Raw genomic sequence first — 14009 nt, forward strand, 5'->3', positions numbered from 1 at the left:
CAGCTCACCGCCCGCGACGCTGGGCGGCGAAGGCGGAGAGGATCTCGCCCTGCAGCCCGAACATCTCGGCCTTCTCCTCCGGCTCGGCGTGGTCGAACCCGAGCAGGTGCAGGATGCCGTGGCACGTGAGCAGCAGCATCTCGTCGGTGCTCGTGTGGCCGGCGGTCCTGGCCTGCTCGGCGGCGACCTGGGGGCACACGACGATGTCGCCGAGGAGCCCGGCGGGGGTCGGCTCGTCCTCGGTGCCCGGACGGAGCTCGTCCATCGGGAAGCTCAGGACGTCGGTCGGGCCCGGCTCGTCCATCCACCGCACGTGGAGCTGCTCCATCGCGCCCTCGTCGACCAGGACGATCGCGAGCTCCGCGTCCGCGTGGACGTGCAGCGCGTCGAGCGCGAAGGCGGCGAGGCGCTGGATGGCCTGCTCGTCGACCTCGACACCGGACTCGTTGTTGAGCTCGATGCTCACCGGGTGCCTCCTCGGGCGTCGTCCTGCGGGTACGGGGACTGCTGGCGGTCCTGCGGCGGCCGACCGCGGCGCTCGGCGCGGTTCGCACCGGCCGGGTCACCGATCGGTGCCGTGCCGCGACCGCCGGGGCGGTGCCCGGCCTGCTCCGCGAGACGCTCCTCGTCGTAGACGGTGTAGGCGTCGACGATCCGGCCGACCAGGGTGTGCCGCACGACGTCCTCGCTGCCGAGCCGGGCGAAGTGGATGTCCTCGACGTCGCCGAGGATCCGCGTGACGAGCCGCAGACCGGACAGGTTGCCCGGCAGGTCCACCTGGGTGATGTCACCGGTGACGACCATCTTCGAGCCGAAGCCCAGGCGCGTCAGGAACATCTTCATCTGCTCGGGCGTGGTGTTCTGCGCCTCGTCGAGGATGACGAACGAGTCGTTGAGCGTCCGCCCACGCATGTACGCCAGCGGCGCGACCTCGACCGTGCCGGCCGCGAGCAGCTTCGGCACGAGCTCGGGGTCCATCATCTCGTTCAGCGCGTCGTAGAGCGGCCGCAGGTACGGGTCGATCTTGTCGGTGAGCGTGCCGGGCAGGAAGCCGAGCCGCTCGCCCGCCTCGACCGCCGGTCGCGTGAGGATGATGCGGGTGACCTCGCGCCGCTGCAGGGCCTGCACGGCCTTCGCCATCGCCAGGTAGGTCTTGCCGGTGCCCGCGGGGCCGATGCCGAACGTGATCGTGTGGTGGTCGATGGCGTCGACGTAGGCGCGCTGCCCGTCGGTCTTCGGCCGCACCGACTTGCCGCGGCTCGCCACGATCGGGGTGCCGAACGTGTCCGAGGGCTTGCGGTCCTCGTCGAGGATCCGCGCCGAGGTCGGGATGTCGGCCGGACCGATGTCCTGCCCGCGCTTCACCATGCCGACGAGCTCGTCGACGAGCGCGTGGGCACGGGCGACGTCGCGCTCGGGCCCGGTGAGCGAGACCTCGTTGCCGCGGACGAGCACCCGGACGCCCGGGTACTGCCGCTCGACCGTCCTGAGCAGACGGTCCTGCGGGCCGAGGAGCTGGACCATCGCGATGCCGTCGACGCGGATGTCGACGACGACGTCGGACGGGTCGGACACGGGTCGGGTCGTGGGTCGGTCCGGTGCGGGTGCGTCGGACGCGGGGTGGACGGAGTCGTCAACCGGCAAGGAGATTCCCTTCGTGCAGATCACCTGCGAGGACGTGCGCGTGCACGTGGAACACGGTCTGACCGGCGGCTTCGCCGGTGTTGAAGACGAGTCGGAACTGGCCGTCCGCCCGCTCGTCGGCGATGCGACGGGCGGTGGCGACCACGTGGGCGAGCAGGTCCGGGTCACCGGCGGCGAGCTCCGTCACGTCGCGGTACTGCTCGGTCTTGGGGATCACGAGCACGTGCACCGGGGCCTTCGGCGCGATGTCCTCGATCGCGATCACCCGGTCGTCCTCCGCGACGATCGTCGCGGGGATCGCACGGGCGATGATCTTCGAGAAGACGCTCGGCTCGCTGCTGCTCATGACTCCATCGTAGAACCCACGACCGACGTGGACCCTTCCCGGTCCGGCTACCAGCGGCCCAGCCGCGTCTGCAGGACGGCCAGCGCCGCCGGTCCGGCGGTCGAGGTGCGCAGCACGGTGTCACCGAGACGGACCCGCACGGCGCCCGCGGCCTCGAGCCGGTCGAACTCCGAGCCGTCGATCCCGCCCTCCGGGCCGACCACCAGGACGATCTCCTCGACGTCGGCCGGCGGTTCCCACGCGGAGAGCCGCACCGCACCCACCGGGTCCAGCACGACCAGCGCACGCCGCGCCTCCCGGCCGACCGCCGCGAGCTGCGCCGTCGTCACCGGCGCCGACACGGTGGGCACGCGCGACCGGACCGCCTGCTTGGCAGCCTCCTGCGCGATGGCCGCCCAGCGGGCGCGCCCCTTCTCGACCTTCGCGCCGTCCCACCGCGACACGCTGCGGGCGGCGGACCACGGGACGATCCGGTCGACGCCGATCTCGGTCCCCGCCTGCACCGCCATCTCGTCGCGGCCGCCCTTCGCGAGTGCCTGGACGAGCACGAGCGCCGGACGCGGCTGCGGCTCGACCGTCACGTCGTCGACGGTGAGCGTCAGCTCGTCGCGACCCGTCGCCGTGACCGCGCCGGAGACGACCGTGCCCTGCCCGTCGGCGATCCGCAGGACCTCGCCGACCCGGACGCGCGCGACCGAGACCGCGTGCCGCCCCTCGGCACCGTCGAGCCGGACCGGGTCGCCGACCCCGACGCCGTCGAGCGCGCCGGGACCGACCAGGTGGAGCGAGGCCATCAGAAGTTGAAGAACCGGTCGCGGAGCTTGCCGAACATGCCCTGCTGGAACCGGGCGAGCTGCGGCTTCGCGGCCTTGTGCGACTTCGCGAGCTGTTCGACGAGCTGGCGCTCCTTGTGCGAGAGCTTCGTCGGCGTCACGACCTGCACGCCGACCCGCAGGTCTCCGCGCCCGGCACCGCGCAGCTTCGTCACGCCGCGGTCCTTGATCACGAGGACGTCGGCGCTCTGCACGCCGGGCCGGACCTCGAGCTCGACCGGGCCGTCGAGGCCGTCGATCGTGGTGTTGGTGCCGAGGATCGCGTCGGTCATCTGGACCTCGAGCGTCGCGAGCAGGTCGTCGCCCTCGCGGCTGTAGACGTCGTGGTGCCGCACCTTCACCTCGAGGTACAGGTCACCCGACGGGCCGCCGGCGGGACCGACCTCGCCCTGGCCGGGCATCTGCAGGCGCAGACCGGTCTCGACGCCCGCGGGGACGTCGACCGGGACGGTCCGGCGCGCACGGACGCGGCCCTGCCCCTGGCACGTCGGGCACGGGCTGGGGATGACGGTGCCGTAGCCGCGGCAGGTGCCGCAGGGCGCGCTCGTCACGACGTTGCCGAGCAGCGAGCGGACCTGGCGCTGGATGTGGCCGGAGCCGCCGCAGATGTCGCACGTGCGCGGGCTCGTGCCGGGCGCACAGCACGAGCCGTGGCAGGTCTCGCACAGCACGGCCGTGTCGACCTCGACGTCCTTGTGGGTGCCGAAGACGACCTCGTCGAGGTCGACCTCGATCCGGAGCAGGGCGTCCTGTCCGCGCTCGGCGCGGCTCCGCGGACCGTTCCCCCGGCCGCCGCCACCGCCGCCGCCGAAGAAGGCGTCGAAGATGTCGCTGAAGCCGCCGGCCGCGCCGCCCCCGAAGGGGCTGTCGGCCTGCGGGCCGGCGTCGTAGCGCCGCCGCTGCTCGGGGTCGCTCAGCACGTCGTACGCGTGCGTCACGTCCTTGAAGCGCTCGGCGGCGTCCGGGCTCGGGTTGACGTCCGGGTGCAGCTCGCGCGCCAGCCGTCGGTAGGCCTTCTTGATGTCGGCATCGGAGGCGTCCGGCTGGACGCCGAGGACGTCGTAGTGGTCTGCCACGGTTCCCTCAGTCGGTTTCGGTTCGGTCGGTGGGTCGCGGCTCGCGCCGCGGTTCGGTCTGGAGGCGCGGAGCGGGTCCGCAGGGCACCGTGCGTCGGGCTCGGTGACCGGTCAATGTTCGCCCAGCAGCTTGGACAGGTACCGTGCGACCGCGCGGACCGCGGCCATGTTCGTGCCGTAGTCCATGCGGGTCGGGCCGAGGACGCCCAGACGGGCGACCGCTCCCCCGCCGGCGAGGTACCCGCCGGCGACGATGCTGGTGGCGTCGAGGCCGTACTCGGCGTTCTCGGCGCCGATGCTGGCGGCCACCGCGACGTCGTCGACCTGCATCTCGCCGAACAACCGGAGCAGGGTCACCTGTTCCTCGATCGCCTCGAGCACGGGGAACAGGCCGCCGGTGAAGTCCCGCTCGCTCTTGGCGAGGTTCGCGGCGCCCGCCATCACCAGGCGGTCCTGCCGGTTCGCGGCGACCTGCTCGATGAGCGTCGCGACGACCACCCCACCGAGGGTCTGCGCGTCGGCACGGAGCTGCCGCGGGACCTCGCGGAGGGCCCGGGGGACGTCCTGCAGGAGCAGGCCGACCGAGGCGCCGTTCACGACGGTGCGGAGCTCGGTGAGGGCGGTCTCGTCGAGCGCGACGTCGGTCTCCACGACCCGCTGCTCGACCCGGGCGGTGTCCGTGATGAGGACGACCATGAGCCGGGTGTCGCCCAGGCGCACGAGCTCGACGTGCTGCACGCGGGCCCGCACCATCGACGGGTACTGCACGAGGGCGACCTGGTTCGTGAGCTGGCTGAGGAGCCGGACCGTGCGGCCGAGGACCTCGTCGAGGTCGTTGGGGGTGCCGAGGAACGTCTCGATCGCGTGCCGCTGCGCGCTCGAGAGCGGGCGGGCGGCGGCCAGGTGGTCGACGAAGACCCGGTAGCCCTTGTCGGTCGGGACCCGCCCGGACGAGGTGTGCGGGGCGACGATGAGCTGCTCGTCCTCGAGCTGGGCCATGTCGTTGCGGATCGTGGCGGCGCTGACGCCGAAGGCGTGGCGGTCGACGATCGTCTTCGAACCGACCGGTTCGCGCGACGCGACGTAGTCCCGCACGATGGCCTTGAGGACCTCGAGGGAGCGTTCGCTGACCATCCGGACCCCTTCCGTTCGATGCTGGCACTCGGACGTGTCGACTGCTGATCCTACGCCCGACCGCCGACGCACCGGGACCGGGGCGGCCCCTCCCGGTACGCTCGCCGCATGAGCTACGGACAGCAGCCCGGTGGGCCCTACGGACAGCAGCAGCCGGGCGGACCCGGCAACCCGCAGGGGCCGCAGTACCCGGCGGGGTACACGCAGCCCCAGCCGATGTCGCCCGAGGACCAGCGCCTCTGGGCGACCCTGACGCACGTCGGCGGCATCTTCTCCAGCCTCGTCGTGCCGGTCATCGCCTACCTGGTGCTGCGCGACCGCGGCCAGTTCATCCGCGAGCACACCCGCCAGGCGCTGAACTTCCACATCACGATGGCGATCGCCGGAGTCGTCTGCAGCGTGCTGACGATCGTGCTCATCGGCTTCGTGCTGCTGCCGGTCCTCGGCGTGCTCGTGATCGTCTTCGCCGTCATCGCGGCGATCGCGGCCAACCGCGGGGACTTCTACCACTACCCGCTCACGATCGAGTTCATCAAGCAGTAGCAGCGGTCGCCAGCGCTCAGTCGAGCAGCTCGCGGACCACGGCGTCCGCGAGCAGGCGACCCTGCAGGGTCAGCTCGATGCGTCCCCGCACCGCGGCCGACCCGTCCACGAGACCGCGGGCGATGAGTCCAGCGACCCGGCCACGCGCCTCCCGGCCGAGTTCCGACGTCGCGAGCTCGCCCCGCACGCGCGCCGCGAGGAGCACCCGCTCGACGTACCGCGTCTCGTCGTCGAGGGTCTCGCGCCCCGCGGCGGGCGACGTCCCGCCGAGCACCCGGTTCGCGTACGCGGCCGGGTGCTTGACGTTCCACCAGCGCGTGCCGGCCACCGCCGAGTGCGCGCCGGGACCGACACCCCACCAGTCGTGGCCCTTCCAGTAGGACAGGTTGTGGCGGCTCTCGTGCTGCGCGGTGCCGCCCTGTGCGTCGAGACGCGCCCAGTTCGAGACCTCGTACCAGCCGTAGCCCGCGTCGGACAGGGTCCGGTCGGCGAGCTCGTACATGTCGGCGGCGAGGTCGTCGTCCGGTGCCGGCAGCTCGCCGCGGGCGACCATGCGGCCCATCGCCGTGCCCTCCTCGACGATCAGCGAGTAGGCCGACACGTGGTCCGGCGCGCACGCCAGGGCCGCGTCGAGCGAGCGACGCCAGTCGTCGAGCGACTCCCCCGGTGTCGAGTAGATGAGGTCGAGGCTGACGTCGAGGCCCTCCCGCTCCGCCAGGTCGACCACGAGCGGGACGCGCTCGGGGTCGTGCGTGCGGTCGAGGGTCGCGAGCACGTGCGGGACCGCCGACTGCATGCCGTAGCTCACCCGGGTGAACCCACCGCGGCGCAGGGTGGCGACGGACTCGGCGTCCACGGAGTCGGGGTTCGCCTCGGTCGTGACCTCGGCGCCGGGCAGGATGCCCCACGTGTCGTCGATCGCGCGGAGGATCATCACGAGGTCGTCCGCGGGCAGCATGGTGGGCGTCCCACCGCCGAAGAAGACCGTGGAGACCGGTCGCCGCGGGACCCCGGAGCGGTCGAGGACCTCGGCCGCCCAGCGGATCTCCTGCACGGCGTGGCCGGCGTAGTCGTCACGACGCACGCCGCGCAGCTCGGACGCCGTGTAGGTGTTGAAGTCGCAGTAGCCGCAGCGCACCCGGCAGAACGGGACGTGCACGTAGACGCCGAAGGGGACGTCGCCGGCGCCGGGACCGGGGGTGACCAGGCCGTCCGCGGGAGCGGGATCGGCGATCGGGAGAGCACTCGGCATGGACTCCATTGTCGGCCATGATGGAGCCATGGAGCACCACACCGTCCCCACCACGGTGCTGTGGGACATCGACGGCACCCTCGTGCTGAACGCCGCCTCGCCGGGGAACCTGTACCACCTGGCACTCGAACGCGCCGTCGGTCGCGACCTGGTGCTGCGCGTCGGACACCAGCACGGCCGCACCGACGCCGGGCTCATCGCCGAGCACGTGCGCGCGCACGACCTCGACGACGCCCTCATCCCCACCGTCAGCCGGCACCTGCGCGACCTGACCGACGAGCGGTTCCACCGGGGCGAACGACGCGCGCCCGCTCCGGGAGCCGTCGCGCTGGTCCGCCGCTTCGCCCGGCTCGGGTGGCGGAACGGCCTGCTCACCGGCAACTCGGCGCACCGGGCCCGGGTGAAGCTCGCCGGTGCCGGGTTCGACGTCGGCGCCTTCGACTGGGACCACTCGTACTTCGGGGACGAGGAGGTCGAGCGGACCGGGGTGACCACCCTCGCCGCAGCGGCCCTCGCCGGCACACGGGCCGTGATCGTCGGCGACACCCCGCGGGACGGGGAGGCGGCCGATGCCGTGGGGATCCCGTTCGTGGCGGTGGCGACCGGGGTCTACGACGTCGAGGCGCTCCGGGCGACGAGCGCGGTGGCCGTCGCACGGGACTGCGTGCAGGACGCGCAGCTGCTCGAGGACGCGATCGCCGCGGTGCCGCCGCTGGGCTGAGGGCTGATCGGCGGCTGCGGGGATGGTCGGCGCTGCGGGCCGTGCGGCGCTGCGGGGCTAGTCGCCGCGCAGGGCCGCCAGGTACTTCGCCGCCATCGTGCGCTGCTGCCGACGGAGGAACGGCGCGACGAGGGCCCACTTCCGGCTGGCCGGCTGCGAGAACTGCCGCACCTGCAACCACACCGAGCCGTCGCTCGTGCGCTCGACGACGAAGGACTCCTCGCCGGAGAGCGGGTGCCCCTCGAGCGTGCCGTAGGCGAACCCCTTGCGGTCCGTCTCGTCGATGATCGACACCACGCGCACGGGCGCGTGCACGGTCTGCCCGAAGGCGTGCATCTCGAGGGTCGCGGTCGTGCCGGCGGTGACGAGCGGGGTGCCGTCCGCGGCGAACCGCTCGACCCGGGGCCTGCCGATCGAGGCGGGTGCGACCGGCACGCCGTGCTCGTCGAAGGTCACCGGGTTGTACCGGACCTCGTCGTCGTCGGGCTGGTCGCCGACGACGACGCGGATGCCGCTGCGCTCCTGGATCTGCCAGGTCAGCGCCTGGGTCACCGCGGTCTCGAAGCGCTGGTCACCGTGGCCGATGCGCGCACGGGACTCCGCCGGGGTGAAGCCCTCCGGCGGGTAGGTCATGAGGTCCGCCGCCTGGGTGGCACCGACGGCACCGTAGGTCAGGGCGGTCCGGTACGTGCCGCGGGAACTCATGGAGCCATCGTACCGGCGCAGCCGTGGAGGCCGTCGCGCCGGTGCGGGACACGCACGAGGTCAGCGGGGCGTGACCGCGATGTTCCGCCACTGCGCCTCGAGCCCCTGCTCGCGGATGCCGACCGCACCGGTGGTCAGCGAGCAGCTGCCGAAGTCCGCCTTCCCCTGCACCGGTGTCCCGCCGGCCGAGGGCGAGGCGGTCGCCGTGATCGTGCAGCCCACGGCCTCGACGGTGAGGTGCCACCACTCCTCGGCCTGCACCGTGCGGCCGAACGACACGAAGGTCCCGGTGAACCCCGGGTTCTTGTGCTCACCGATGACCATGCCCGATGCGCTGAGGCCCACGTAGTAGGCGCGGAGGGAGTCCGGGCCGGTGGACGGGTCGTTCACTCGGACGTTGAAGCCCGCGTCGGTCCCACCGGTCGGCTTCCGCATCAGCCGGACGTCGCCGGTCAGCGTCATGTCGCCCCAGACCCGGTTGAGGACCTGCTTGTCGCCGTCCTGGCCGGAGTACGTGACGCTGCGGATCCGCTCCTCGGGTTGGTCGATCGCCCAGGTGCCGCCGTAGACCCGCGCGGGTGCGCCGTCCTCGAAGCGGCCGGTCGTCAGGGTCGAGTTGTACGGGGCCGACGCCACGGAGGCCGACAGTGCGCCGGCGGTCACGGTGACGAACCGGAAGCCGGCCGCGCTCGCGTTGCCGCGCAGGCCGACCGCGCCCTTCGTCAGGCAGTCGGTCGACGACTCCGACGCGTTGACCTTCGTCCAGTCGTTCGCGCCGACGGTCGATGACCACGCGGTGATGCCGCACCCGGCCGCCTGGACGACGACGTGGTAGTACTGCCCGGCGCGGAGGGTGCCCGCGATGGTCGACCGCGCCAGCGGAGTGGTCGTGCCGTTGTTCGTCCGGCTGATCGCCAGCGTGTTGTCCGTCAGCGAGAGACCGACCGAGTAGCCGGTGAAGGCGTTCGTGCCCGTCGCGGGCTGCGTGACGCGGACCAGGAGCCCGGCGTCCGTTCCGGAGTTCACCTGCACGTCGGCCTGCATGGTGTAGTCGGTCCACCCGGGGTCGCCGGTCACGGCCTTCGGCCCGTCGGACGAGCCGGACGTCTCGGTGAAGGTGCCGTACCCGTTCACGGTCTGCGTCGTCCACGTGCCGTTGTACGTCCGCCACGCCCCCTGACCGCCGGCGAAGGAGTCGCGGAACGGCAGGTTCGTCCGGGAGTAGTCCGACGCCGTGCTCGCGGCGCTCCGGTTCGACAGCGCCGCGGTGTACGCGGCCTGCGTCGAGCCGGACGTCGTGGTGACGCCGGTCACCAGGGCCAGCACGGCGACGGCGAGCACGCCGAGCAGGGTCGCGGGCCGGAGGGTCACGGGCGGGAGGCTCACGAGGCCACCGCCGGCTCGACGTCCTCGTCCCGGGTCCCCGCCGGTCGCCCGCCACGGTACCGCGGCCGCGCGAGGAGGACGCCGACGACGAGCGGCACGCCGCAGAGCACCACGAGGGCCACCCACCCGGCGGGGGTCAGGTCGAGCCGCGCCGCGATCGCCACCGCCCCGTCGGTCCCGGGCGGCAGGGGCACCTGCCCGACCGCCCCGCTGACGAGCCGCTCGGACGCGCCGGCCGGTCCGACGGCGCGGACCGGCAGCAGCCCCGTGGACACGACGTCCGCGACCGGTCGGGCCCCCGCCTCGACCCCGGTGACCACGAGCGCGACGAAGGGGCGGAAGACCGCGACCACGACGGCCAGGACGACGCTCACGCCGACGAGCCGGGCGGCGGTGCGACCGGCGCGACCGGGGAGGAACCCGGTGAGGAGCCAGACGACGCCGACGCCGCCGACCGCCCAGGGCAGCATCCGGAGCACCCAGCCCGCTCCCGGCAGCACCGCGACGACCCGGCCGACGACGTCGCCGCGGGTGATGGTCCAGGCGTCCGCCGCGCCGTTCGCGTCGCCCTTGGTCGTGATCGCGCCGTCCGCGACCGCGGTGATGCGGTGCGTGTAGGGCAACCGCGCCGCCGTGCCCCCGCCCGCCGCGACCGGCGGCACGAAGGTGACGACGTCGCCGACGGCCAGACGGTGCTGTCCCGGCGGCACCGTCACGACGAGCGACCCCACGGGCGCCGTGCGGCCCATCGACGGCGTCCGGACGTCGAAGGTGCGGACGCCGGCGGCCATCGCGGCGCCGACGACGAGCAGCACGAGCAGGACCGCGGCGATCGTGACGACGACCCGGACCGGCACCGCCCGACCCGGGGCACGCCGGCGACGGGGCACCGCCGTGCCGCCGACACCGGCCACGAGTCCGCCGGTCATGCGGTGAACGTCCACACGAGGGACTGGTTCATGGTCTGCGCCTGCGAGTCGTTCGGCGCCGCGGGGTCGAGGGAGACCGTCACGGTCGCCGTCCCGCCCTGGCCGGCAGCCGGAGCGGGGCTGATGGCGAAGCTCTTGCCGCCGATCGCGCCCGCGTTCTGCTTGGAGATGACGGTCGTCGTCCCCGACGGCGTCGTCCACGTCACGGTGACGAGCAGCCAGTAGCAGATGCTGTTCGAGGTCGAGACGGTGCCGTTGCAGACCCCGGGAGCGAGGGAGAACGCCGACGCTGCGACCCCGCCGGTGTTCTTGATCACCGTCGAGGTGCCGCGCGTGGTGTCCCCCGGCCGGAGGTTCGTGCCGGCGTACAGGTCGGTCGAGCACGTCGTGGTGCCCGTGGCGGTGCTCCGGCACGCCACGGTCGACGCGTCCGGACCCTGCGTCATCTCGATCGAGACGGTGTTCGCCGTGTTCGTGGTGTTCGAGATCGATGCCGTGTACGCCGACATCGTGCCGGTCGTCGTCAGCGCGAGGGCGACCGAGGCGACGAGTCCCGCCGCCGCGATGAACCAGCCCGTGCGCACCGGGGTGCGGCGGACGACCGTCGAGTGCCTGCCCACGACGGCACCGTCAGGCGGAGAAGGTGGAGGTGAGGGCCTGGGAGAGGGTCACGCCGGACGTCGGCGCGGTGGCGTTCTGCGGCAGCGTGACCTGGACGGTGAGCGGGATGCGCTCGTTCGCCGCGGGCGGGTTCGGCAGCGTGATCGCGTTGGCCGCCAGGTACGCGGGCGTCGTGGAGGCGGGCAGCACGTCCGCACCACGCCACGTCATCTTCACGACGAGCTGGTTGCAGAGGTCCGAGCCGCTCGCGGGCGAGGTGGCGCAGGGGCCGCCCGTGAGTCGGAACCCGGTGGGCGTCGCCGTCCCGGTGTTCGCGAAGTAGATCGTCTGGGTGGTCGAGGAGTCCCCGGGACGCAGCGACTCCCCGCCGTAGAGGTTCGGGTCGGTGCAGCTCGCCGTGCCGTCGGAACCGGTCGTGCAGGCTCCGGGCGACCCGTCGGCGGTGGTCTCCGCGATCCGGATCGTGGAGGTGGACACCGTGTTGGTGCCGTGCAGGAAGGCCTGCGTGAAGACGGACAGCGTGCCGCTGAAGGTCAATGCGAGCACCACCGCGGCGGCGAGGCCGGCGGCGATGACGGCGAGGTTGAGACGCTGCCGCTGTGCGCGGCTGACAGGTGTTGCATGACGTGACATCGGGTTCGCACCTCCGTGTGCACCCGGGTCGGGAACGATCGCCGCGCAGGGTCGCGCGCGATCGCAGCGGCCGGGTCCGCTGAACTGAGTGGTGTTCACCACCACACGGTCACATGCGACTGTATAGACCTGCAGCCGTTCTGGGTCCCCCAAAGTACGGGCAGACAGAACGGTCCGCCCTGTTCGGGAGCGTGTCAGCGCGTCGGACGGCGCCTCGACCGGTGCGCCGTCCTGCGGGAAGCGGATGGCCGGGGCGGACCTGGGGAGGGTCCCGCCCCTACTTCTTCTTCTCTTCGACGTCCCCGGAGAGCGCCGCGATGAAGGCTTCCTGCGGCACCTCGACGCGACCCACCATCTTCATGCGCTTCTTGCCCTCCTTCTGCTTCTCGAGGAGCTTGCGCTTGCGGGTGATGTCACCGCCGTAGCACTTCGCGAGGACGTCCTTGCGCATCGCCCGGATGCTCTCGCGGGCGATGATCCGGGCGCCGATCGCAGCCTGGATCGGAACCTCGAACTGCTGCCGCGGGATGAGCTTGCGGAGCCGCTCGGTCATGAGCGTGCCGTACGCGTAGGCCTTGTCGCGGTGCACGATCGCGCTGAAGGCGTCGACCTGTTCGCCCTGCAGCAGGATGTCGACCTTGACGAGGTCGGCTGCCTGATCGCCGGTCGGCTCGTAGTCGAGCGAGGCGTAGCCCTGCGTCTTGCTCTTCAGCTGGTCGAAGAAGTCGAAGACGATCTCGCCGAGGGGCATCTCGTACCGGATCTCGACGCGGTCCTCGCCGAGGTACTCCATGCCGAGCAGGGAGCCGCGGCGCGACTGGCACAGTTCCATGATCGCGCCGACGTAGTCCTTCGGCGCGAGGATCGCGGCGCGGACCATGGGCTCGCGGACCTCGACGATGCGACCGCCCGGGAACTCGGACGGGTTCGTGACCTCGGTCACGGTCGTGTCCTCGTTCGTGACCTCGTAGATCACGCTCGGGGCCGTCGTGATGAGGTCGAGGCCGAACTCACGCGAGAGGCGCTCGGTGATGATCTCGAGGTGCAGGAGGCCGAGGAAACCGCAGCGGAAGCCGAAGCCGAGCGCCACGGAGGTCTCCGGCTCGTACACGAGCGCCGCGTCCGAGAGCTTGAGCTTGTCGAGGGCCTCGCGCAGGTCGGGGTAGTCGGAGCCGTCGATCGGGTACAGCCCCGAGAACACCATCGGCTTCGGGTCCGTGTAGCCCGGCAGGGCCTCGGTCGCGGGCTTCTGCGCCGTCGTGACCGTGTCGCCGACCTTCGACTGCCGGACGTCCTTCACGCCGGTGATGAGGTAGCCGACCTCGCCGACCGAGAGCCCCTTCGTGGGCTTCGGCTCGGGCGACGACACACCGATCTCGAGGATCTCGTGCGTCGACCTGGTCGACATCATCTGGACCTTCTCGCGCGGGTGGATCGTGCCGTCGATCATCCGGACGTAGGTCACCACACCGCGGTAGCTGTCGTAGACCGAGTCGAAGATCATCGCGCGGGGTGCCGCCTCGACGTCACCGACGGGGGCCGGCACGGTGCGGACCACGCGGTCGAGGAGCTCGGCGACACCGACACCGGTCTTGCCCGAGACGCGGAGGACGTCCTCCGGCTTGCCGCCGATGAGCTGCGCGAGCTCGGCGGCGTACTTGTCCGGGTCGGCGGCGGGCAGGTCGATCTTGTTGAGCACCGGGATGATCTCGAGGTCGTTCTCGAGCGCCAGGTAGAGGTTGGCCAGCGTCTGTGCCTCGATGCCCTGCGCGGCGTCGACGAGCAGGATCGCACCCTCGCACGCGGCGAGCGAGCGGGAGACCTCGTACGAGAAGTCGACGTGCCCCGGCGTGTCGATCATGTTCAGCGCGAAGGTCTCGCCGTCGAGCTCCCACGGCATGCGCACGGCCTGCGACTTGATCGTGATGCCGCGTTCGCGCTCGATGTCCATCCGGTCGAGGTACTGCGCACGCATCGCGCGGTCCTCGACGATGCCGGTGATCTGCAGCATGCGGTCGGCCAGCGTGGACTTGCCGTGGTCGATGTGCGCGATGATGCAGAAGTTGCGGATCGCCTCGGCCGGGGTCGCGGCGGGCTCGAGCGGCGCGGATGCTTGTGGGCTCACGGTTCCTCAGGGGTCGGTGCGGTCGGACGATTGTCCCACGGTTGTGCGCGCGCAGCGCGCA

The 14009-nt window shown here is 72.2% G+C and carries 15 protein-coding genes; 2 read left to right on the forward strand and 13 right to left on the reverse strand.

Going from position 1 to position 14009, the window contains the following annotated elements; translation table 11 throughout:
* Positions 1–4: 4 nt before the first annotated feature.
* The 6 genes from ybeY to hrcA form a co-directional block, all read right to left on the reverse strand.
* Positions 5–466, reverse strand: a complete 462-nt coding sequence (gene ybeY, locus QUG92_RS07890; RefSeq protein WP_069711120.1) for an rRNA maturation RNase YbeY — start codon at positions 464–466, stop codon at positions 5–7.
* On the reverse strand, positions 463–1524 hold the full coding sequence (locus QUG92_RS07895) for a PhoH family protein (RefSeq protein ID WP_289458769.1): 1062 nt from the start codon (positions 1522–1524) through the stop codon (positions 463–465). The genes ybeY and QUG92_RS07895 overlap by 4 nt, the downstream gene beginning before the upstream one ends.
* Positions 1525–1633: 109 nt before the next feature.
* On the reverse strand, positions 1634–1990 hold the full coding sequence (locus tag QUG92_RS07900) for a histidine triad nucleotide-binding protein (RefSeq protein WP_069711121.1): 357 nt from the start codon (positions 1988–1990) through the stop codon (positions 1634–1636).
* Between the two features lie 47 nt (positions 1991–2037).
* Positions 2038–2784 (reverse strand): 16S rRNA (uracil(1498)-N(3))-methyltransferase, encoded by a 747-nt coding sequence (locus QUG92_RS07905; RefSeq protein WP_182046545.1) that lies wholly within the window; start codon positions 2782–2784, stop codon positions 2038–2040.
* Positions 2784–3899, reverse strand: coding sequence for a molecular chaperone DnaJ (gene dnaJ / locus QUG92_RS07910; protein ID WP_069711123.1), 1116 nt, complete (start codon positions 3897–3899; stop codon positions 2784–2786). The genes QUG92_RS07905 and dnaJ overlap by 1 nt, the downstream gene beginning before the upstream one ends.
* 111 nt (positions 3900–4010) lie before the next feature.
* Entirely contained in the window at positions 4011–5033 is a 1023-nt protein-coding gene (hrcA, locus tag QUG92_RS07915) for a heat-inducible transcriptional repressor HrcA (protein ID WP_182046544.1), read from the reverse strand.
* Between the two features lie 108 nt (positions 5034–5141).
* Here hrcA and QUG92_RS07920 point away from each other — a divergent pair, with 108 nt between their 5' ends.
* Complete coding sequence (locus tag QUG92_RS07920) at positions 5142–5576, forward strand: DUF4870 domain-containing protein (protein ID WP_289458624.1); 435 nt, start codon at positions 5142–5144, stop codon at positions 5574–5576.
* Positions 5577–5592: 16 nt separating this feature from the next.
* Here QUG92_RS07920 and hemW read toward each other — a convergent pair whose 3' ends face one another.
* Positions 5593–6828 carry a radical SAM family heme chaperone HemW gene (gene hemW, locus QUG92_RS07925; RefSeq protein WP_289458626.1) on the reverse strand — a complete coding sequence of 412 codons (1236 nt, stop codon included), beginning with the start codon at positions 6826–6828 and terminating at the stop codon, positions 5593–5595.
* Between the two features lie 28 nt (positions 6829–6856).
* Between hemW and QUG92_RS07930 the strand changes: the two genes are divergently transcribed.
* Positions 6857–7549, forward strand: coding sequence for an HAD family hydrolase (locus QUG92_RS07930; RefSeq protein WP_289458627.1), 693 nt, complete (start codon positions 6857–6859; stop codon positions 7547–7549).
* A 57-nt stretch (positions 7550–7606) separates the two neighbouring features.
* Here QUG92_RS07930 and QUG92_RS07935 read toward each other — a convergent pair whose 3' ends face one another.
* The 6 genes from QUG92_RS07935 to lepA all read right to left on the reverse strand — a co-directional run bounded on the left by QUG92_RS07935 (position 7607) and on the right by lepA (position 13948).
* Positions 7607–8254, reverse strand: a complete 648-nt coding sequence (locus QUG92_RS07935) for a DUF1990 domain-containing protein (RefSeq protein ID WP_289458630.1) — start codon at positions 8252–8254, stop codon at positions 7607–7609.
* 60 nt (positions 8255–8314) lie between these two features.
* The gene (locus QUG92_RS07940) at positions 8315–9625 is read right to left on the reverse strand and encodes a 3-keto-alpha-glucoside-1,2-lyase-like domain-containing protein (RefSeq protein WP_182046540.1); all 1311 of its coding nucleotides are present in this window, start codon (positions 9623–9625) and stop codon (positions 8315–8317) included.
* Positions 9626–9636: 11 nt separating this feature from the next.
* On the reverse strand, positions 9637–10569 hold the full coding sequence (locus QUG92_RS07945; RefSeq protein ID WP_289458633.1) for a S26 family signal peptidase: 933 nt from the start codon (positions 10567–10569) through the stop codon (positions 9637–9639).
* The gene (locus tag QUG92_RS07950; protein WP_289458635.1) at positions 10566–11189 is read right to left on the reverse strand and encodes a hypothetical protein; all 624 of its coding nucleotides are present in this window, start codon (positions 11187–11189) and stop codon (positions 10566–10568) included. Before QUG92_RS07950 ends, QUG92_RS07945 begins: the two co-directional genes overlap by 4 nt.
* Before the next feature lie 10 nt (positions 11190–11199).
* Positions 11200–11823 carry a hypothetical protein gene (locus tag QUG92_RS07955; protein ID WP_289458636.1) on the reverse strand — a complete coding sequence of 208 codons (624 nt, stop codon included), beginning with the start codon at positions 11821–11823 and terminating at the stop codon, positions 11200–11202.
* A gap of 277 nt (positions 11824–12100) precedes the next feature.
* Positions 12101–13948, reverse strand: coding sequence for a translation elongation factor 4 (lepA, locus tag QUG92_RS07960; protein WP_069711131.1), 1848 nt, complete (start codon positions 13946–13948; stop codon positions 12101–12103).
* Positions 13949–14009 lie beyond the last annotated feature (61 nt).

The organism is Curtobacterium citri (assembly GCF_030362955.1).
Taxonomy (GTDB): domain Bacteria; phylum Actinomycetota; class Actinomycetes; order Actinomycetales; family Microbacteriaceae; genus Curtobacterium; species Curtobacterium citri.